This window comes from Peribacillus sp. B65 (assembly GCF_058513295.1).
Genome location: NZ_CP195840.1, coordinates 3,744,151 through 3,763,046 on the forward strand (window position 1 = coordinate 3,744,151; position 18,896 = coordinate 3,763,046).

The 18,896-nt window shown below is 40.5% G+C and carries 22 protein-coding genes; 12 read left to right on the forward strand and 10 right to left on the reverse strand.

The window, feature by feature from the left end:
- The first annotated feature begins 129 nt into the window (after window positions 1–129).
- A complete protein-coding gene (locus ACSR9O_RS18265) occupies window positions 130–1,296 on the forward strand; it encodes an MFS transporter (protein WP_491724873.1) in 1,167 nt (388 codons plus the stop codon).
- 333 nt (window positions 1,297–1,629) lie between these two features.
- Entirely contained in the window at window positions 1,630–3,549 is a 1,920-nt protein-coding gene (locus ACSR9O_RS18270) for a heavy metal translocating P-type ATPase (RefSeq protein WP_402944420.1), read from the forward strand.
- Between the two features lie 235 nt (window positions 3,550–3,784).
- On the opposite strand, the gene ACSR9O_RS18275 is transcribed toward ACSR9O_RS18270, so the two are convergent.
- Together ACSR9O_RS18275 and ACSR9O_RS18280 are read right to left on the reverse strand one after the other, a co-directional pair.
- On the reverse strand, window positions 3,785–4,624 hold the full coding sequence (locus tag ACSR9O_RS18275) for a YihY/virulence factor BrkB family protein (RefSeq protein WP_402944423.1): 840 nt from the start codon (window positions 4,622–4,624) through the stop codon (window positions 3,785–3,787).
- Between the two features lie 16 nt (window positions 4,625–4,640).
- The gene (locus ACSR9O_RS18280; RefSeq protein WP_101224880.1) at window positions 4,641–5,033 is read right to left on the reverse strand and encodes a YtxH domain-containing protein; all 393 of its coding nucleotides are present in this window, start codon (window positions 5,031–5,033) and stop codon (window positions 4,641–4,643) included.
- A gap of 221 nt (window positions 5,034–5,254) precedes the next feature.
- On the opposite strand from ACSR9O_RS18280, the gene ACSR9O_RS18285 reads away from it, so the two are divergent.
- The 4 genes from ACSR9O_RS18285 to ACSR9O_RS18300 all read left to right on the forward strand — a co-directional run bounded on the left by ACSR9O_RS18285 (window position 5,255) and on the right by ACSR9O_RS18300 (window position 7,599).
- Window positions 5,255–5,479, forward strand: a complete 225-nt coding sequence (locus ACSR9O_RS18285) for a DUF1128 domain-containing protein (protein WP_034305672.1) — start codon at window positions 5,255–5,257, stop codon at window positions 5,477–5,479.
- Between the two features lie 97 nt (window positions 5,480–5,576).
- The gene (locus ACSR9O_RS18290; protein ID WP_101224881.1) at window positions 5,577–6,842 is read left to right on the forward strand and encodes a molybdopterin molybdotransferase MoeA; all 1,266 of its coding nucleotides are present in this window, start codon (window positions 5,577–5,579) and stop codon (window positions 6,840–6,842) included.
- A complete protein-coding gene (mobB, locus tag ACSR9O_RS18295) occupies window positions 6,830–7,345 on the forward strand; it encodes a molybdopterin-guanine dinucleotide biosynthesis protein B (protein WP_157831123.1) in 516 nt (171 codons plus the stop codon). Before ACSR9O_RS18290 ends, mobB begins: the two co-directional genes overlap by 13 nt.
- An 11-nt stretch (window positions 7,346–7,356) precedes the next feature.
- The gene (locus ACSR9O_RS18300) at window positions 7,357–7,599 is read left to right on the forward strand and encodes a DUF2164 domain-containing protein (protein WP_063234700.1); all 243 of its coding nucleotides are present in this window, start codon (window positions 7,357–7,359) and stop codon (window positions 7,597–7,599) included.
- Between the two features lie 40 nt (window positions 7,600–7,639).
- On the opposite strand, the gene map is transcribed toward ACSR9O_RS18300, so the two are convergent.
- The 7 genes from map to ACSR9O_RS18335 form a co-directional block, all read right to left on the reverse strand.
- Window positions 7,640–8,386 (reverse strand): type I methionyl aminopeptidase, encoded by a 747-nt coding sequence (gene map, locus ACSR9O_RS18305; protein WP_101224883.1) that lies wholly within the window; start codon window positions 8,384–8,386, stop codon window positions 7,640–7,642.
- A gap of 106 nt (window positions 8,387–8,492) precedes the next feature.
- Window positions 8,493–9,008: a type 1 glutamine amidotransferase domain-containing protein gene (locus ACSR9O_RS18310; protein ID WP_076370894.1), complete on the reverse strand. Its 516-nt coding sequence runs from the start codon at window positions 9,006–9,008 to the stop codon at window positions 8,493–8,495.
- Between the two features lie 130 nt (window positions 9,009–9,138).
- The gene (locus tag ACSR9O_RS18315; protein WP_230177842.1) at window positions 9,139–9,414 is read right to left on the reverse strand and encodes a late competence development ComFB family protein; all 276 of its coding nucleotides are present in this window, start codon (window positions 9,412–9,414) and stop codon (window positions 9,139–9,141) included.
- A 45-nt stretch (window positions 9,415–9,459) separates the two neighbouring features.
- Window positions 9,460–10,215, reverse strand: a complete 756-nt coding sequence (motB, locus tag ACSR9O_RS18320; RefSeq protein WP_101224884.1) for a flagellar motor protein MotB — start codon at window positions 10,213–10,215, stop codon at window positions 9,460–9,462.
- The gene (gene motA, locus ACSR9O_RS18325; protein ID WP_101224885.1) at window positions 10,208–10,999 is read right to left on the reverse strand and encodes a flagellar motor stator protein MotA; all 792 of its coding nucleotides are present in this window, start codon (window positions 10,997–10,999) and stop codon (window positions 10,208–10,210) included. The genes motB and motA overlap by 8 nt, the downstream gene beginning before the upstream one ends.
- A gap of 368 nt (window positions 11,000–11,367) precedes the next feature.
- Window positions 11,368–12,465 carry an AbrB family transcriptional regulator gene (locus tag ACSR9O_RS18330; RefSeq protein ID WP_157831124.1) on the reverse strand — a complete coding sequence of 366 codons (1,098 nt, stop codon included), beginning with the start codon at window positions 12,463–12,465 and terminating at the stop codon, window positions 11,368–11,370.
- A gap of 40 nt (window positions 12,466–12,505) precedes the next feature.
- Window positions 12,506–12,634 (reverse strand): hypothetical protein, encoded by a 129-nt coding sequence (locus ACSR9O_RS18335; protein WP_286141446.1) that lies wholly within the window; start codon window positions 12,632–12,634, stop codon window positions 12,506–12,508.
- A gap of 125 nt (window positions 12,635–12,759) precedes the next feature.
- On the opposite strand from ACSR9O_RS18335, the gene mreBH reads away from it, so the two are divergent.
- A complete protein-coding gene (gene mreBH / locus ACSR9O_RS18340) occupies window positions 12,760–13,767 on the forward strand; it encodes a rod-share determining protein MreBH (RefSeq protein WP_101224887.1) in 1,008 nt (335 codons plus the stop codon).
- A 604-nt stretch (window positions 13,768–14,371) separates the two neighbouring features.
- Here the strand turns inward: mreBH and ACSR9O_RS18345 are convergent.
- Entirely contained in the window at window positions 14,372–14,569 is a 198-nt protein-coding gene (locus ACSR9O_RS18345) for a hypothetical protein (protein WP_101224888.1), read from the reverse strand.
- Window positions 14,570–15,020: 451 nt separating this feature from the next.
- Between ACSR9O_RS18345 and ACSR9O_RS18350 the strand changes: the two genes are divergently transcribed.
- The 5 genes from ACSR9O_RS18350 to ACSR9O_RS18370 all read left to right on the forward strand — a co-directional run bounded on the left by ACSR9O_RS18350 (window position 15,021) and on the right by ACSR9O_RS18370 (window position 18,879).
- A complete protein-coding gene (locus tag ACSR9O_RS18350; protein WP_491724874.1) occupies window positions 15,021–15,341 on the forward strand; it encodes a hypothetical protein in 321 nt (106 codons plus the stop codon).
- A gap of 42 nt (window positions 15,342–15,383) precedes the next feature.
- Entirely contained in the window at window positions 15,384–15,956 is a 573-nt protein-coding gene (locus ACSR9O_RS18355; protein WP_230177850.1) for a VanZ family protein, read from the forward strand.
- Between the two features lie 576 nt (window positions 15,957–16,532).
- The gene (locus tag ACSR9O_RS18360) at window positions 16,533–17,096 is read left to right on the forward strand and encodes a tyrosine-type recombinase/integrase (protein ID WP_101224891.1); all 564 of its coding nucleotides are present in this window, start codon (window positions 16,533–16,535) and stop codon (window positions 17,094–17,096) included.
- A gap of 52 nt (window positions 17,097–17,148) precedes the next feature.
- Window positions 17,149–17,646, forward strand: a complete 498-nt coding sequence (locus ACSR9O_RS18365) for a cation:proton antiporter regulatory subunit (protein WP_101224892.1) — start codon at window positions 17,149–17,151, stop codon at window positions 17,644–17,646.
- Between the two features lie 6 nt (window positions 17,647–17,652).
- Window positions 17,653–18,879 carry a cation:proton antiporter gene (locus ACSR9O_RS18370; RefSeq protein ID WP_230177854.1) on the forward strand — a complete coding sequence of 409 codons (1,227 nt, stop codon included), beginning with the start codon at window positions 17,653–17,655 and terminating at the stop codon, window positions 18,877–18,879.
- Window positions 18,880–18,896: the final 17 nt, after the last annotated feature.

The window sequence follows — 18,896 nt, forward strand, 5'->3', positions numbered from 1 at the left end:
GGGAGATGACAAAGGAAAATTTTATCATCCTCTCTCTTCTTGTCAATATTTACCCAAATTTCTATTGCTTAATCCTCTTCCTAAGATGTAACATCAAGAAGGTATACATTTCTTAGGAGACTTGATTTTATGAATAATAAATTGCTTTTTAGCGTTTTAATCTTAATTGTCGGCATATCGGGGTTTTCTCAAGGGATGCTTCTGCCGATCATTGCCATCATTTTTGAAAATGACGGAATTAGCTCATCCCTAAACGGGTTTCATGCAGCCTCGCTTTATCTTGGAATTCTGTTGATTTCTCCTTTTATGGAAGCCCCGCTCCGTAAATACGGCTATAAGCCTTTGATATTATTTGGCGGTATAACGGTCATTCTATCGCTTGCATTATTTCCTGTTTGGAAATCATTCTGGTTTTGGTTCGTCCTGCGTTTCTTCATTGGAATCGGCGATCATACACTTCACTTTGCTACCCAGACATGGATCACTGCCATTTCACCAAAAACGAAGCGCGGAAGGAATCTAGCCATTTATGGACTTTTCTTCAGTCTTGGGTTCATGGTTGGCCCGATGATGACGAAGCTTCTCGAGATTAATCAGTCTTTACCTTTCATCATCACATCCATACTTAGCCTTCTAGCTTGGTCCACTGTTTTCCTTATTGGAAATGAGCTCCCTGAACAGGATGATTCTGAAAACACATCATTCTTTGGCACACTCAAAAGGTTTACGAGAGTTAGCCGCATAGCTTGGGTCGCTTTTTTACTTCCGTTCACATTTGGCGTGCTTGAAGCATCATTGAATAGCAATTTCCCTGTATTCGCCCTGCGCTCCGGAATCGATTTAACCGCAGTATCCATCATCATCCCGGCATTTTCCGCGGGGACCCTGCTTACCCAGATTCCCTTGGGGATGATAAGTGACCGTTTTGGCCGGCGAAAGACCTTGCTGACGATACTTTTTTCCGGGTTTGCCATATTCACTCTTGCAGGGATTTATTCTTATTCAGTGCTTGGTCTATTCATTTGCTTTATGTTTGGCGGAATGATGGTTGGTTCGACTTTCTCGCTGGGAATCAGTTATATGGCAGACCTTTTGCCTCGTAACCTATTACCTGCTGGAAATTTATTATGCAGTATCTTCTTTAGCCTCGGCAGCATCGGCGGTCCGTTTTTTGGCGGCCTTGTCATTGAACATATACAAGGCGGGAATTTTTTCTATATGATCAGCATCATGCTTTTCCTTGTCTTCATTTCGTTGGCCTTGTTTAAGGAGAAAATGCCTGCTTCAGTTATTTAGTATAGTTTATTATCTGGACTACTTCTTTTATTATTCAATTTGAAAGGTATTTCTCAATAACGGCTGAATATTTGGTTAGGATGCACTTTATATTTTTTACTAGATTAGAATCATTCTTCTTTATTTCTGAATAGGATATGTGGTATTATAATAATAACAAAAGGGACATTACGTTTAAAAACCTTTGAAAACATTGCTGTCATCGCAATTTTGGTGGCAGCTTTCATATTTTATCCAGAGAAATGACGTTGATTATCTTTCTCAATTAGATATTACACAAATGATAATCTATATCATTTACACAAAATAGAGAAGAATGTGGGAGGGAATCTTATGACTACAGATACTAAACATTTAACCCAACCGGCTTCATGCCAAACCACTTGGTTGGAAAAAGCAAAACCTCATCTAGAACTTTTTGCTGCATTGTTCAGCGGTTTATTAATAGTGTTGGGATGGGCCCTTTCAAAGAACGGAATGGAGTCCACTTCCATCGTCATATACTTAGCTTCTTTCTTGATTGGCGGATATGCCAAAGCAAAAGAAGGAATAGAAGATACGATTGCCGACCGGGAATTGAATGTTGAGATGCTGATGATTTTTGCGGCCATCGGTTCTGCGGTCATCGGATACTGGACGGAAGGTGCCATATTGATTTTCATCTTCGCTTTAAGCGGTGCCCTTGAGACATACACGATGAATAAAAGCCATAAAGAAATTTCGGCACTTATGGACTTACAGCCTGAGGAAGCACTGCGCATCACTAACGGATATGAAGAAACCGTATCCGTTTCACAGCTGCATGTCGGAGATCTGATTTTAGTGAAACCAGGTGAGAGAGTTCCTTCAGATGGAAAAATCACGGACGGCCGTACCAATATCGATGAAGCCGCCATCACTGGTGAATCCATACCGGTCAGCAAATCATTGGATGATGAAGTATTTGCCGGAACGGTTAACCTCCGTGGTACAATTACCGTGGAAATCACCAAACCAGCAAGTGAAACATTATTTCAAAAAATAATCACTCTCGTTCAATCCGCACAAAGTGAAAAGTCCCCTTCCCAGCTGTTCATTGAACGGTTTGAAGGTACTTATGTAAAAGTGGTATTGACCGTTGTCGGCTTGATGATGTTCGTACCCCATTTCATATTGGGGTGGAGCTGGACCGAAACATTCTACAGGGCGATGATCCTGCTCGTTGTCGCTTCACCTTGTGCACTTGTGGCTTCTATTATGCCAGCAACGCTATCTGCCATTTCAAATGGTGCTCGTCATGGCATTTTATTTAAAGGCGGCATCCATCTTGAGAATCTAGGTAACCTGCAGGCAATTGCTTTAGATAAAACAGGTACATTAACAAAAGGAAAACCCGAGGTAACGGATGTCATTATCCGCGAAGATTTAAACGAAGATGATTTCTTATTTCATATTGCATCTGTTGAAAATTATTCAAACCACCCTTTGGCAACATCGATCGTCCGTTATGCCAAAACGAAATTGCAAAGAGACATCATTAAACCGGATAACATGGAAGATATCTCAGGCAATGGGGTTCAAGCATACATCAATGGCGTGCTTTGGAAAGTCGGAAAAGCTGATTTCGTCGGTCGCAGTGAAGCAGAACGATTCCAAAATGGCATTGCACTGACATTGGCTGAACAAGGCAAGACAATCGTTTATGCAAAGGATGATCAAGGGATTGCCGGTATTCTCACTTTGAAAGATGTCGTGCGTGAAGAAACCATTATAGCCATCGAAGCTTTGAAAAAGGAGGGCATCCATACCGTCATGCTGACAGGCGATGGTGAAAAAACGGCTAAAGCGATTGCGTCGGAGAGCCATATTGATGCATATATTGCCGAATGCCTGCCAGAAACCAAAGTGACTGAAGTGAAAAGGCTGAAAGAACATTTTGGCACTGTAGCAATGGTTGGGGATGGCATCAATGATGCACCTGCACTAGCAACGGCATCTGTGGGAATTGCAATGGGTGAAGGCACGGATGTTGCCTTGGAGACAGCGGATGTTGTTCTGATGAAGAATGACTTGCCGCGCATCGCGGAAGCAGTCAAATTATCCAAGAAGATGAATCGAATCATCAAACAAAACGTCATCTTTTCAATTTCGGTCATCATGATCCTGATTGCATCCAATTTCCTTCAATTCCTTGACCTTCCATACGGCGTCATTGGACATGAAGGAAGCACAATTCTCGTTATACTGAACAGCTTAAGACTTTTGAGAAATTAAACATGAAAAAGGAGCCCTCCAAGGCTCCCTTTTTTTATGATCGTTTCAATTTAGTGATATCCGTTCTTACCATTTGCAGAACCTGATGTTTTATGGTTAGAACCTTTATTTTTTCCTTTTTGCTTTGTGCTGCCATCCTTTTTACTCATGAAAGAACTCCTCCTCATCAAAAGTTGTTATTTCTTGAATAGTATCTGCATCATGATAGTCCGCTATTACGGGAACTCCAGGAAGCTCATGCACATTCTGGTTTTTGCCTTTCACTTATGAGCGCATTTATTTCCCCGCCCAGTATGATGATGAGCCCTGATAAATAAAACCAGACCATTAATACGATGATCCCTCCAAGGCTCCCATATGTTGCGGAATAATTAGCGAACTTCTCCACATAAAAAGAAAACAAAAAGGAAACAAGACTCCATCCTGCCGTTGCAAAGATAGCACCGGGCAGTACGGTTATGCATTTTTGCTTTATGTTGGGGGCAATCCAATAAAGGATCGTGAACACAATTAAAAATACAAGCGTACTTATTACCCAGCGAAGCTGGTTCCAAATCATAAGAAATTCATCGGATTGTCCAATTTCGGCAAATAGGAATACTCCGATCTGTTTTCCGAATACCGGCAGCAATAAAACGACAATAAAAACAAAAATCATCGCTAATGTGAGCAGAATCGACATTCCCCGGGAAATAAAGAAAGTTCGACTTTCTTTTACATCATATGCATGGTTAAATGCTTTAATGATTGCATTCATCCCATTCGATGCCGACCATATCGTTCCGATGACACCAAACGACAATAAAGTCCCATTCGCTTCCATTACTTCAGATAGGTTGGCCTCAATGATTTTCATCGAATCGTCAGGCGCATATGTACGGACGGTATTTAATATATCTTCTTGGGAAAATGGCAGATAGGCCAATAAGGTGAATAAAAAAATAAGTAACGGAAACAAGGAAAGTAAGAAGAAATAAGACAGCTGTGCGGCAAGCCCCGACACATCATCCATCTGTAACCGTTTTATGAAAGTCTTGAAGAATGAGCCTTTCAGCCATTCTTTTTTATTGGCCATACCTCCACCCCATTTTCTAATTTAAGGAAATCCGTTCATGGTGACTTGAAGATGACTCATCTTGCTCTGCAGCAAAAACTTCCTTCGTCTCCATCACCACTTGGGCAACTTGCGATGGAATATCTTTCATTTCCTCCACCTTTTGGGAAATGAAGGATACATCATCGGAAATTTTTTCAACAGTGGAACGGACCTTGGATGATGTTTCACGTACTTGTGTAAGCACCCCATTGGGATTCTTCACGAATTCCTTCATATTACTCATGCAGCTTTTACTGTTTTCCAATACAGAATTACGCGTATCCTTGTCAAAAAGGCTTATCGCAGCCCCTGCTAACGCACCAATAAAGACCGCTTGCATAAATTTACTTTTCTTGACACACTTATATTCTTCTCGAATGTTGCTCATATATTCTCCTCCTCGTCATATATTAGTTGATGGATAATGGTAGCTATCTCCATTATACAATGTTTAAAAAAGTTTTTTCCTATCTTTTCCCAAACTCCCTCAGTTTAAAACGTGGAGATGACCAAGGATATTGGGGATCAAGCTTCGTAATATTCATTGACTTCCAGCGATAATCATGCAAAGATGAAAATAATTTAGGAACGTATGAAAGGATGAGGGAAATGGATTTAACGCAAAACACAGCCGAAAGTGTCGAGTTTATGATCGAAGCAATCAAGGATAAATTAAAAGTGATGAACTTCGGTGCAATCAAATCAACCCATTTTGATATCGAAATGTACGAAGAGCTGCACGATATTTATACAATGGTGATGAAAAAAACGAATTTCAGTGTCCGTGAAATGGAAGCGATCGCCGAGGAACTTGGAAGACTGCGTAATAAGTAACATTCAAATCCTCCCGTACCGGTGAGGATTTTTTTCATTTTTAAAATAATTCTGATACATTTGATATAGAAATTGAAAACTGACAGGAGTTGTAAGCATGTTAGAAAGAAGAACACCCATCAGTATTGCGGAAGCAGTGGAAAAAGTGATGAAGCATAAATTAATAGGACATGCGGAACTGATTCCCCTCAAGGAAAGCCAAGACCGTTTTTTGGCTCAAGATATTGTAGCTACAAATGATGTTCCGCATTTTAACCGCTCTCCATACGATGGATTCGCCCTCAGGTCCAAGGATACGGCAGAGGGTTCCATAAATAACCCTCTTGAGTTCGAAGTGGTTGAAGAACTGGCTGCGGGGATGGTACCGACTGTCCCTGTACAAAAAAATCAAGTGGCGAGAATCATGACTGGAGCTCAGATGCCAGCTGAGTGTGATGCCGTAATCATGCTCGAGCTCACAAAGGAATTCGAAAAGGACGGAAAGAAGTACATATCATTTAAACGCTCACTTAAGGAAGGCGAAAACGTTTCTTTTCAAGGAGAGGATGCAAAGAAAGGCGATGTTCTTGTAAAAAAAGGAACAACGATCAATCCAGGGATCATCGGCTTGCTGGCAACATTCGGATATGCCGAAGTCCCAGTTGCCAAGAAACCTGTCGTCGGATTATTCGCTACAGGCTCGGAACTTCTTGATGTTAACGAACCGTTGCAGCCCGGGAAAATCCGTAATAGCAATTCACATGCCATCTCCGCCCAAATTCGGAGGACCGGAGGAGATGTCCGCTTTTATGGAAAGCTTAAGGACGAATTCGAATTAAGTTACGAGGCCATTTCAACTGCCTTGGAGGAAGTGGATTTGCTCATTACAACTGGAGGGGTTTCTGTCGGTGATTTTGACCTTCTCCCGGATATTTATCAAAAAATGGGTGCTGAAGTCTTATTCAACAAAGTGGCCATGCGCCCCGGCAGCGTGACGACTGTAGCGGTATATAATAACAAATTTTTATTCGGTTTATCCGGCAATCCTTCCGCCAGTTATGTTGGCTTTGAACTATTTGCAAGACCGATCATCCGCACCATGCTGTTTTCGGAACATCCGCATTTACGAAAAGAGACGGCCCAATTGGCAGAAGACTTTTTAAAGCCCAATCCATTCTCACGTCTGCTTCGGACCCGATTATTTTACGAATCAGGCCAGTTGAAGGTAATTCCTAGCGGTGTGGATAAATCCAATATTACAACAAGCTTGGCAGGTGCCAATTCACTGACCGTCTTACCTGGAGGGACCCGTGGTTTCCAAACGGGAGATTTCGTGGACATCCTGCTCCTCGATGACCAGGAAGGATGCAAATGGCCTTGGTGAAGCCTTTTATTTTTCAGGTGGTTGGCTACCAAAATAGAGGAAAAACGACCTTCATAACGAATATTATCGAAAAGCTTCGCAAAGCCAAATTAGAGACAGCCGTTTTAAAACATCATGGACATGGCGGAAAACCGTATGTTAACGGTATGAAGGATTCCAATAAACACTTTCAGGCTGGGGCGGCAGCTTCACTTGTTGAAGGTGATGGAACAATCGAGCTGCTCGGGAATTTCAAGGGTGAAGCCCCTATAACTGAGCTGATTCAATTACTGTGTCTATTTCTCCCTGATGTGATTTTAATTGAGGGTTATAAGCAAGAGGACTTTCCTAAGGTCATTTTAATCAAGGAAGAAAGTGACCTCGTGTTATTGGAACGGCTTACTAATGTCAAAGCAGCAGTGGCTTGGCCCGAATGTCTGGAACGAACCAGGAATCATGCTTCTGTTCCCGTATTCCCTTTGGATTCAGATTCATTCATTACATGGTTTTTAGAACAAATATGAAGGAGGGCACAATGTTCATTCAATTTCCCATAGAAAAACGCCGCAAGATGATCGAAAGTATCCAAGAATATGTGTATCAGGAACATGGCAAGGAAATCGGAGAAATCGCTGCTGAAAATCACTTACAGTTCATTTTCGAAAATATTGCTCCATTTATTTATAATGAAGGTATCAAAGATGCTAAAAAAGTCATTGAGGACAGATTAGGAAATATCGAAGAAGATTTGTATTCATTGGAACGGCCAATTGATTAAAATGAAAAACAGCATCATAATCGATGCTGTTTTTTCATTTTCATTGTTCGGTCAGAATAAGCGGACCGTTTTTCGTAATGGCAATCGTATGCTCATATTGAGCCGAGTATTTCCCATCTGCAGTGGATGCCGTCCATCCATTCGGATCCCGGCTTGCTTTATATGTACCTACGTTTACCATTGGCTCGATGGTGAATACCATGCCTTCCTTAAGACGCGGACCTTTATTCGGCAGTCCATAATGCGGAACCTGCGGCTCTTCATGAATGACACTTCCTATCCCGTGCCCAATGAAATCACGAACGACAGAGAAGCCTTCCGCCTCGACATATGTTTGTATGGCATGACCAATATCTCCAATCCGATTGCCTTCCACACATACTTCAATCGCCTTATATAAAGATTCCTTCGTCACATGAACCAAATGCTCGGTTTCCTTTGAAACCTTACCGACCGTATACGTCCAGGCTGAATCGGCAAGTGCCCCGTTATAATTGACGACCATATCAATCGTTACGATATCTCCATTTTTCAAAGGGGTCTTACGAGGGAAACCATGACAGATTTCTTCATTTATGCTGGCACATGTCGCATACTCATACCCTTTGTAACCCTTTTGTTCCGGCTTCGCACCATGTTTTTTTAAGAATCCTTCAACAAATTCTTCTATTTCCCATGTTGTCACCCCAGGAACAATCAACTTAGCAATCTCCCTATGACAAGCTGCCAAAATTTTACCCGATTCATGCATCGCTTGGATTTCACGTGCAGATTTTAATACGATCAATTGTGACACTTCCTTTTTTATTCGTCTCTCCTTTTATTTTACTGCAAAGATGAAAGTATATGAATCCTTTAAAATGAAAAATCCCGGCAGCTGCCGGGATTTTTCATTATTTCAATAGATTGAGCGATTCCCGGTTAAATGCCGGAAGATCTTCAGGTGTCCTGCTGGTTACAAGCTGGTTGCCGCAAACAACAACCTCCTTGTCCAAATATGTTGCACCTGCATATTCCATATCGACTTTAATGGATGTATATCCTGTTGCATGGCGTCCTTCAAGTGTTTTGGCTGTAATCAGCAACTGCGGTCCATGACAGATTGCAAATACAGGCTTCTTATCATCCATGAACGATTTGGCGAAAGATACGAAGCGTTCGTCAGCACGCAGCTGATCAGGCGAGAACCCACCGGGGATGAATAATGCATCGAAATTTTCCGGTTTCACTGAGTCGATGCTTTCATCAATCTCGACTTCTACCTCCCCTTGTTTCCCTTTAACAGTTTTCCCTTTTATCATTTCAATCGTCGTTACCGTATGGCCGGCTTCTTCAAATGCCTTTGCCGGTTCACTATACTCCGAGTCCTCAAACATATTCGTTACTACACATGCGATATTTTTACCCATAATAATTCATCTCCTCAATTTTTGATCGAATGAACATACTTTGCACTTTATTTATGTTCCCTCTGCCACCATAAATAAAACACATAATTAATGTTAGTGCTAAATTTCATTAGCCTATCCCCAAAGCAAATCAATGTTTAGGATACTGGCCAACAACGTGTATCGCATTGATGATTCTTTTATTGATCCATTTCCTGTTTTCTTCTGTATTCAAATTTCCAAATATCCTTTTCCGCCCTTCTTCCGTGGTTACATAGTAATTAGGCAGGTTATTCAATGATAATGTGATGATGTCATTTTTACATTTACCGCATGAACAAAATGTTTGGTATTCCATACCTGACATTAAAACCTGCACCCAAGTCACAACAATTTCTTCCATCACATTTGTATATTCTCTTTCCATATAATCTCCTTAAAAAAGAAAAACCCGTCCATTCCTGACAGGTTTTCACTCATTTATCGCTGTCCGTGGAACAATTAGGATTTCAACTCTCCGGTTTTTCGCCCTTCCTTTTTTCGTTTCATTGGAAGCAACCGGCTTGAATTCCCCATGTCCTTTAGCGCTGAACATTTCGGGATCCAACTCTTTATTTTCGAGGAGAAGCTTCATAAAATTCACGGATCGCATCACGCTCAAATCCCAGTTGGATTCATACTGGTAATTCTTTATAGGAATATTATCTGTATGTCCGCTTACGATAATGTTTCTGGGTAAATCCATGATTAGCAAATCCGAGATTTCCTTAGCGATTTTTCGGTTTTCACTTCTCACCTCAGCCACACCCGATTCGAACAGCACGTTTTCCCTAATTGAAATCAACATGCCTTCATCCGTTAGGTTCGTTCCCAATTTATTCGTTAAATCATTCTTTTGGATGTAGGCATTTACACGCTCCTGAACTTCCGTAAGTTCTTCTTGCTCGTTTTTCCCTAGCTTCTCAAGATCTTCCGCACCTGTTCTTTGTTCTGGTGACGTTGGCTCATTGCTGGGGGAATCACTTGGAAAATCCATAAAACCCGTTCCGCTTGTAAAAACCTGGTTAAATACATTGGACAACTGCTGGAACCTTACTGCATCAACCGAACTTGAAGCGAACAAGACGATAAAAAGCGCGAGAAGCAATGTTAAGATATCGGCGTAGGGAACCAGCCATGATTCATCGATATGCTCTTCATGCCTTTGTTTCTTTTTGCGCCTAGCCATCTTCTCTCACATCGCCTTCTAACCACTTTTTACGATCTCCAGCAGGCAAATATGATGTTAATTTCTGTTCAATCGTTCGGGGCGCTTCCCCTTCGATGATCGATAAAATACCTTCTATCATCATTTCTTTGATTCGAACTTCCTGCTGCGACTTCCGTTTTAGTTTATTGGCAAATGGATGCCATAAAACATACCCCGTGTAAATACCCATCAAGGTTGCGACGAACGCGGCAGATATGGCATGCCCCAAAGCCTCCGTGTCGGCCATATTACCCAATGCAGCTATCAGCCCGATTACCGCACCCAATACACCCAGCGTCGGTGCGTATGTACCGGCTTGACTGAAAATCGCTGCCGCGCTTAGATGACGTTCTTCCATCGCATCTATTTCCTCTGCTAAAATATCACGAATATAATCGGCACTTTGACCTTCGACTGCAAGATTCAAGCCATTTTTCAAAAAAGTATTATCCACCTGATCCGAAATGCTTTCCAATGCCAATAAGCCTTCTTTCCTGGCAATGACCGCCCATTCAGAAAAGGTTTTTATTAAATCTTCAGGCTTTGTCAATTTTTGTTCAAAGAATAAAATCTTGAATATTTTTGGTAGTCTTTTTAATTCCGACAAAGGGAAAGCCGTTACGACAGCAGCTATCGTCCCTACAATAATGATCAAAATAGCCGCCGGGTTTATCAGCGCCGTTACACTAACGCCTTTCAACACCATTCCGACCAAGATGGCCACGATACCCAGAACTACACCCAAAACTGATGTTATATCCATAATACTCACCCATTCATTTAAAGTCTCGTCTCCTCCTTATATCGGATGAAGTTCAAAAAAAGTGAGGATTATTTTACTATTCGATTTCAATTTTCACTAAATCATCACAAAATCCACCAACTTTATTGCCTTGATGAGCTTAACAAACAGCACATTTCAATATTTTGGGTACAATATCCTTTCAGAGCGGAATTACCAGCCTGTTTTGTACGAAATTATCTCAATACGTCTGGAATATGGGCATCTACTCGTGAGTTTTGCGGTTTCTACTCGTGAATTTTGGCTGTTTACTCGTGAGTTCAGCATTTTACTCGTGAGTTCAGCATTTTACTCGTGAATTCCGCTTAACGCAAAAAGGACAAAGCCTGTCAGCTTTGTCCCTGTTTTTGTTTCCCGAGGTTTCTTCCGGCCAGCCATTTTATGATGGGTGACAGAAAAAATAAAATGAATAAGATCCTGAATAAATGAAAGCTTGTGACAACGGATAAATCCACATGCACCGACATGGCTGTGACTGCCATTTCGGCGACACCGCCTGGCGCCATGCTCAAAAATAATTCGTTCGCCTGTAAAGATAGGATTGGGGCAAACTGAATGGAAAGATAATAGCAAAATCCAATCAATAGGACATTACTGACGAATACGGCCCCGAACATCTTTCTGAAAAGTCGGGGGTTATCAACCTTCAGTGTGTAGCCTAAATGTGCGCCGATCAACAATTGCGATAAGTTCAACCAAAAGTCAGGAATCTGCGGTGCACCTGGGCCTGCTAAATTGAATAGTGCTGCGGCCATGAGAGGTCCTAGCAAAAAAGGGAGCGGAAAATTGGCTTTCTTTGTGATGAAGATGAATATCAGCAATGTTACCAACATCATGATGGCTAATTTCCCATCATATTCAAATAAGAAAAACGGCCGCTCCGATACGGCCATTACCGCACCTGATTCAACTGACATTACATGGGTCACAATCCAAGGAACAATGGATATCACAAGGATGACCCGCAGTGTTTGCATGAAACCTACAACCGTTTCATCACTATCCTTCATTTCCTCACTTAAGACCACCATCTGGGAAAGGCCTCCCGGAAAACTGCCAAGCATCGATGTGCTCAAGGATAAGTTCATTCGCTTTCCGACAAACCATCCAGTCAACACTGTAAATGAAATGATTGCAATTGTCGTAAAAAGCATAACAGGCAGATATTCAATCATCTCATTTAGCGATTGTTTCGTGAATGAACTGCCCAGTTGTAAACCTAGAATGACCAATCCAGTACTTCTAAAGGTTTTAGACCAATACAAGTACTTCCTTAACTTCACTTTAGCAATCATCACGACGAATAATGGTCCAAGCATCCATGGCAGGTATATTCCAAGGCTATCAAACGCATAACCACCCAGGAAAGCTAGAAAAGCTGTAAAGATGACTCTAAAACTCTTACTCTCGATTAAATTTACACTCACAAAATTACCTTCTTTATATAAGCGGATTTTCATCTTTATCTTAACATAAAATAGGCGGATTCAAAGCTGCATCCACGCTTGTTTTCAACATTCCATTGTCAGGATGCCAATTGGACATTTGCCGTTCTTGGGGCGCCTCCCTCACCAGTGCATTTTTATATTTCATCATGTTTTCGCTCTATGAAAGGAACAGCACGGGACTTCCACTATTTACTAGATTTCCCACCCCCACAAATTCGCTATAAAAGGTAGAATGAGTATATAGGGGTCAAACTCTTATGGAGGGGTGACTAGATGTTATCAAATACAGAAATAGGCATTGACTTAGGAACTGCAAATACGCTAGTTTACAGTAAAAATAAAGGAATCGTATTTAATGAGCCATCTGTGGTGGCCATTGATATAGAGACTAATAAAGTATTGGCAGTCGGTGTGGATGCAAAAAACATGATCGGGAAAACACCTGGAAATATTGTGGCAATCCGTCCGCTTAAGGATGGTGTCATTGCGGACTTTGATGTGACCGCGCAAATGCTTCGGGAAATCATGAAAAAAGCAAGTAAGGCCCTAGGATTATCGATTCGCAAACCTAGTGTAGTGGTCTGTACACCATCAGGTTCCACATCAGTTGAGAGAAGGGCCATTCAGGATGCAGTCAAAAGCTGCGGAGCGAAACAGGTCCACCTTATCGAGGAACCAGTAGCAGCAGCAATAGGTGCGGGCTTGCCTGTCGAAGAGCCAGTTGCCAATGTCATCGTTGATATCGGAGGCGGAACGACTGAGGTCGCAATCATTTCTTATGGCGGCGTCGTTTCTTGCAATTCAATCAGAATTGGCGGAGATCAATTGGATGAAGATATCAGCCAGTATGTCAGAAAAAAACATAATGTGCTGATTGGGGAAAGAACAGCCGAGGAAATAAAAAAAGAAATCGGCTACGCACTCGTTGAACATTCCGTGATCACCATGGAAGTCAGGGGCCGCGATCTTGTAACGGGTCTTCCAAAGCCGATTACAATATCATCCACTGACGTCCAGGAAGCCATCCAGGAATCGCTTCTCCATATACTGGAAGCAATCAGGGCCACTTTGGAAGATTGTCCTCCTGAATTGAGCGGGGATATCGTCGATCAAGGTGTCATCTTATCCGGCGGGGGTGCACTTCTCAACGGGGTACAAGAATGGCTGACGAATGAAATCGTCGTCCCAGTCCAACTTGCAGATAACCCGCTTGAATCAGTTGCCATCGGAACCGGGCTTTCACTTGAGGTCATTCACAAATTACAAAAAGCCGTATACTAGAAATAAATGGCTATCTTTGAACTGCACCCCAATTGTTAGACAACATCTAACAATTGGAGGTGCAGTTTTTTTTCCTAAATATACGATAGACCAAAAATCAAATGCAGTTTTAGAGTACTTAGAAGGAAAAAAAACAAGAAAGACATGAGGTTTACCCCCTCTGAAAAGATGGGTCGCTATCTAAAACATGAAATGGAAGGATTTGTTTCATCCTATACAAAATTACACTTGATGCGAGCACCTTGGTTACGTAATTCTAAGGTGATACGCCTATCCCCATAGCTCCGTCCTCCAGCAACCTTTTTTGCGTATCCAATACAAAGAAAAAAGACCTCAACATTTAAGTTGAGAATCTTTCATGCTTTGTAAAGGTATATAGGATTCACCCTTATTTTAATCAAGGAAAACTCCCATTTGTTAATCTTCCAATTCTTGAATTCTTAAGCCTTCAATATCCTTAATCCTAGAAGCTTCGGTATCATTTTCAGGATCATTGTTTTTCATGCGAAGAAGTAGCCAAACCAAAACTTTCCTTGTTTAAAAAATGACAAATCTTCAGGTGAATTTGGCATTTCCCACTCATAAAGCGATTTTGTAAACAATCTTATAATTTTCTTTGCATTCTCGTCAGCGTGAAAATAATAAACATTTGCTGTTTAATTACGTCATATTTAGCAACAATTTGTCCATTTAATGCAGGTTGCTGATCATTAATAACGCTGTCTAAAATTGCGACTTTTTTAGGCTTATCATAAATACTGATATTAGACACATAGCCCAGATTTCTAACACTCAACATCATTAAATTTCACCTTAATTTCTTTACTACTAAAATTGTATGCTGATAAATAACATAGTGATTATGTAAAAGATTGTTTTTTCATGGTTATACCGCAACTCGATAAACTTGATTTATCTGCGTTACAAACACTTCCTTTAATACATCTGTTGTTCATTAACTTACAATCATTATTCACCATGAATTTTAAAATAAAATTAAATATTCAAACATCATTTCACCATTTATTTCTTTATACTATTATTCTTTTCTGAAACAGAACACTTCAAAATTGAGACGTAAATTGTGGATATTTACGATACTATAGTCCTTGTTAACAAATAGGTAATATGTGGTCACATATAAAAAAACTGAAAGGGTGTAATTATTTTCAGTTTCAGTGATATGTATATTATCAATTATAATAGCAATGCCCTCTTTTGCTTTTGCAGCAACTAACGCTTATAGCTTTACAATGAATCTTCGTTTAGTTGATGGAAGTAAAAACGGTCAATATTTTAAATTAAATAAAGGAACTGCAAAATTAAGTGGTACACATTATCAATATAGCTCTGACCCTAGCCCTGTAGGTCCTAACCCCATAACTTATCAATTATGGAATAAGACCTCAGGTAACAGTTTTGGTACAATAAAAGCTACACCTAATAAAAATGGTACTTCTTCTAGTGTGTCAGGTAGCTATTCTGGTCTAGGTGGGGGTACTAAGTATTATTTGCAAATTTTTAAAGTTGATGACGGTAGAAATATAAAAGGTTCAGGAAAAATATCAAATTAAACAACTGGAAAGAGCTTATAATTCTCGATAGGAGTCTCTAAAATGGTTTATCATTTCAGCGGTTGGATTCTTTACAGTTTTATAATTTTATATATCATTTTGGCACTAATACTAAAATTAAGTTTCAAAAAAAGTCATACCTATCTTTTATTCTATACAATTATGTATGTTTATTTATGTAATGTTATAAACCTCACTCAATTTCCCATTTATGTAGATGATGATCAAAGAGAAGCGTTTGGGGGGCAAAATGTTTGGAGAGAAATGAATTTAATCCCATTTAAATATGAATTTACCAAATTGAGCTTTTTTAATATTTTAATGACTGTCCCACTAGGCTTTGGATTACCCTTCTTATTTAGAGCCTCATTTAAGAAAATTTTAATAGCTGGTGTATTAACTGGAATAATTCTCGAATCAGGTCAACTACTAACAGCTTTATATGCAGGATATACTTTCAGATTTGTTGATATTGATGATGTAATCTTTAATATATCAGGGACATTATTAGGATACTTCATTTTATTTAAGTTATTTAAATTAACGTTTCATATCCTTGTGAGAAAGTGGCATATAAAGTTTAATTCCATAGTTAAACATATCAATAATACATAATAACGATTTATCCTGTGAAAAACGCCATTTCAAATCGTTATCCGACTACACAGACACGGGTATGATGAAGCATCATCAGCGGGTCTCTATTTGGCATGAGAATTCAAGGAGCAACAGCCATTTTCGCAGTCAACCTCAAACGAATTTTCACGAAAATCAAAGCAGAAAAGTAACTAAATATGAAAGAAATAGATCACTTCCTGTTCATTATCGTACAGGAAGTGAACTATTTCTGTTAAAAAAACAATAACTCATTCAAAACCTTTAGTTTTTCAGCAGCCTCGCTGAAAGCCGATGCGGCTCCCGTACCGCCTCTGGAAAGCTTAGTGCCTCTCGTTACAACCACGCCCACATTGTACAAGCCATAAAAAAAGTAGACAAACCCCTTTTTGCTTTTAAAAGAAACGGATATATTTTCACTTGATTGTGTAGAGAATAAGAAAAAGCTTTTTTCGGTTCAACAGTACTTTGCTTTTTGGAGAAGCCTTAATAGGACTTAATAGGACTTAACGCATGCAATGTTACATAACTTGTGTTATAATATAATTATGTTACATTGGTAAGAGGAGAAGATCTATGGAATATGTAGAAGCCTTTAAGGATATCAATCAAATCAGCAAAATAAAAACATACTTACGCTCTCACTCCAGTCGGGATTATTTATTGTTTGTACTCGGCATCAATACAGGTATGAAGATAAATGAAATGCTCGAAATCACCGTCGCCAGCGTTCTGGATGAAACGGGCAAAATAAAGGAGTTCTATGAGCAGCGTACGGAAAATGACGAAGTAAACCAAATTTATTTGAACCTGAAAGTCCGTACCGCCTTACAAGAATACCTTAAAGGCTCAAAGGTTATCGAAGGTCAATTTTTATTTCTTTCCCCTAAGACAAAAAAGCCGATCACACGTCAACAGGCTCACCGAATCATCCATGATGCTGTGGAAGGTGCAGGGCTGACAGGCAAATTCGGAGCAAGTTCGATGCGTAAAACTTTTGGCTACCATGCCTATAAACAAGGAGTGTCACTGGCATTGATACAGAAGCATTACCATCATTCCAGTCCATCGGAGACATTAAAATACATCGGCATATCGAAGGAGAAGAAATTCAAGACGAATATTGACGTTAACTTATAAACATTCTGCTATCTTCTATTAACTCTAACCAACATTTTAAGGAGGAATTCCAGTGAGAATTAGAGAAAGTGAACTTCCTGGTATTGGCCAAAAATTTGAAATCATAACGAGAAATGATGAAAAGTTAGTAATCGTCATTCATGATGACGGCCGTCGGGAATTATACCATTTTGATAATGAACATGAGGACGTCATATCTAGCATCACCCTTAACGATCAGGAATCACGGCAAATGGCTTCCATCATAGGAGGCATGGTTTATAAACCGCAAGCACTTGAAACGATTGAAATGTCATTGGGTGACTTGGTGATTGAATGGTTCAAAGTCGAACCAGGTTCAAAGGCCATCAATCAAACGATCGGTGCGATTGATATCAGGAGCAATTATAACGTGACCGTCATCGCCCATTCTAAAAAAGGAAAAAAACAACTGAATAATCCTGGTCCTGACTCCATCATCGAAACAGGCGACACCCTTGTGATATCCGGTGAAAGAAAAGATATCCGAAACCTCACAAGAGAATTATTGACCGACGAAAGGAGTGACTAAGCTCATATGGACCATTTAGTCTTTGAAGTGGGAACTGCCCTACTTCTAGTGGCATTAGCCGCTCTCGTAGCAGGTAAATTCAAAATATCGAATGTTCCACTATTAATTATCATCGGGATGCTCGTTGGCCCCCATGCCCCGCACTTCGGATTAATTGACCTGCGTTTCATCGAAAGCGATGAAATCATAGCATTCCTCGGTCGGGTCGGTATTTTATTCCTTCTGTTTTACCTAGGGCTTGAATTTTCCGTCAAAAAGCTCATGAAATCCGGAAAAAATATCGTGACAGGCGGAACCTATTACATTTTAATCAACGTGGGAATGGCCTTGCTTTACGGTTTCCTGCTCGGTCTTCCATTGAAAGAGGTTCTGATATTAACCGGTATCATCAGTTTTTCTTCAAGTGCCATTGTGGCAAAGGTGCTTGTGGACCTTAAAAGGACCGGTAACAATGAAACGGAGCTAATCCTTGGCATCATCATGTTTGAAGATATCTTCCTCGCTGTTTATTTATCAGTCGTATCCGGATTGGTATTAAGCTCTTCTGGTTCCGTTTGGGGAACATTACTTTCTACATTTATCGCGATTGGGTATATGCTGATATTTTTCGTTATCGCCCGGAAAGCATCTGGGGTCCTTAACAAATTATTCAATATATCCTCCGATGAGATTTTTATCATCGTCGTGTTCGCATTACTATTCTTCATTGCCGGTTTCTCGGAAACGATTCATGTTGCGGAAGCCATTGGTGCATTACTGCTCGGCCTAGTCTTTTCTGAAACGGAACATAGCGACAGAATCGAGAAACTTGTCATTCCCTTTCGAGACTTCTTCGGGGCCATATTTTTCTTCAGCTTTGGCTTGAGTATCGATCCGACTACCCTTGGCGGAGCTGTCTGGATGGTTCTTGGTGCCGTCATCATCACCATAATCGGTAACTTTGCAGCTGGTATGATTGCCGGACGCAAATCCGGTTTATCTCACAGAGCTTCCGCAAACATCGGTTTAACGATCGTTTCACGCGGCGAATTCTCCATCATTTTAGCCAACTTAGGCATTGCCGGCGGTTTAATGCCTATACTAACCCCGTTTGCGGCACTTTATGTTTTAACCTTAGCGATTCTTGGGCCGATCCTTACCAAAGAATCCAAACACATCTATAATATCCTAAATAAAGTATTCAAATGGACCTCTCCGAAGGTTCAGAAGGAACAGGGAAAAGAAGTGCAATAGAGAAAAACGGCCAGACC

Coding starts and splice junctions, on each gene's coding strand:
- ACSR9O_RS18265 (WP_491724873.1), top strand. CDS start 130: ATGAATAATAAATTGCTTTTTAGCGTTTTAATCTTAATTGTCGGCATA.
- ACSR9O_RS18270 (WP_402944420.1), top strand. CDS start 1,630: ATGACTACAGATACTAAACATTTAACCCAACCGGCTTCATGCCAAACC.
- ACSR9O_RS18275 (WP_402944423.1), bottom strand. CDS start 4,624: ATGGCCAATAAAAAAGAATGGCTGAAAGGCTCATTCTTCAAGACTTTC.
- ACSR9O_RS18280 (WP_101224880.1), bottom strand. CDS start 5,033: ATGAGCAACATTCGAGAAGAATATAAGTGTGTCAAGAAAAGTAAATTT.
- ACSR9O_RS18285 (WP_034305672.1), top strand. CDS start 5,255: ATGGATTTAACGCAAAACACAGCCGAAAGTGTCGAGTTTATGATCGAA.
- ACSR9O_RS18290 (WP_101224881.1), top strand. CDS start 5,577: ATGTTAGAAAGAAGAACACCCATCAGTATTGCGGAAGCAGTGGAAAAA.
- mobB (WP_157831123.1), top strand. CDS start 6,830: ATGGCCTTGGTGAAGCCTTTTATTTTTCAGGTGGTTGGCTACCAAAAT.
- ACSR9O_RS18300 (WP_063234700.1), top strand. CDS start 7,357: ATGTTCATTCAATTTCCCATAGAAAAACGCCGCAAGATGATCGAAAGT.
- ACSR9O_RS18310 (WP_076370894.1), bottom strand. CDS start 9,008: ATGGGTAAAAATATCGCATGTGTAGTAACGAATATGTTTGAGGACTCG.
- ACSR9O_RS18315 (WP_230177842.1), bottom strand. CDS start 9,414: ATGGAAAGAGAATATACAAATGTGATGGAAGAAATTGTTGTGACTTGG.
- motB (WP_101224884.1), bottom strand. CDS start 10,215: ATGGCTAGGCGCAAAAAGAAACAAAGGCATGAAGAGCATATCGATGAA.
- motA (WP_101224885.1), bottom strand. CDS start 10,999: ATGGATATAACATCAGTTTTGGGTGTAGTTCTGGGTATCGTGGCCATC.
- ACSR9O_RS18335 (WP_286141446.1), bottom strand. CDS start 12,634: ATGATGAAATATAAAAATGCACTGGTGAGGGAGGCGCCCCAAGAACGG.
- mreBH (WP_101224887.1), top strand. CDS start 12,760: ATGTTATCAAATACAGAAATAGGCATTGACTTAGGAACTGCAAATACG.
- ACSR9O_RS18345 (WP_101224888.1), bottom strand. CDS start 14,569: ATGATGTTGAGTGTTAGAAATCTGGGCTATGTGTCTAATATCAGTATT.
- ACSR9O_RS18350 (WP_491724874.1), top strand. CDS start 15,021: ATGAATCTTCGTTTAGTTGATGGAAGTAAAAACGGTCAATATTTTAAA.
- ACSR9O_RS18355 (WP_230177850.1), top strand. CDS start 15,384: ATGGTTTATCATTTCAGCGGTTGGATTCTTTACAGTTTTATAATTTTA.
- ACSR9O_RS18360 (WP_101224891.1), top strand. CDS start 16,533: ATGGAATATGTAGAAGCCTTTAAGGATATCAATCAAATCAGCAAAATA.
- ACSR9O_RS18370 (WP_230177854.1), top strand. CDS start 17,653: ATGGACCATTTAGTCTTTGAAGTGGGAACTGCCCTACTTCTAGTGGCA.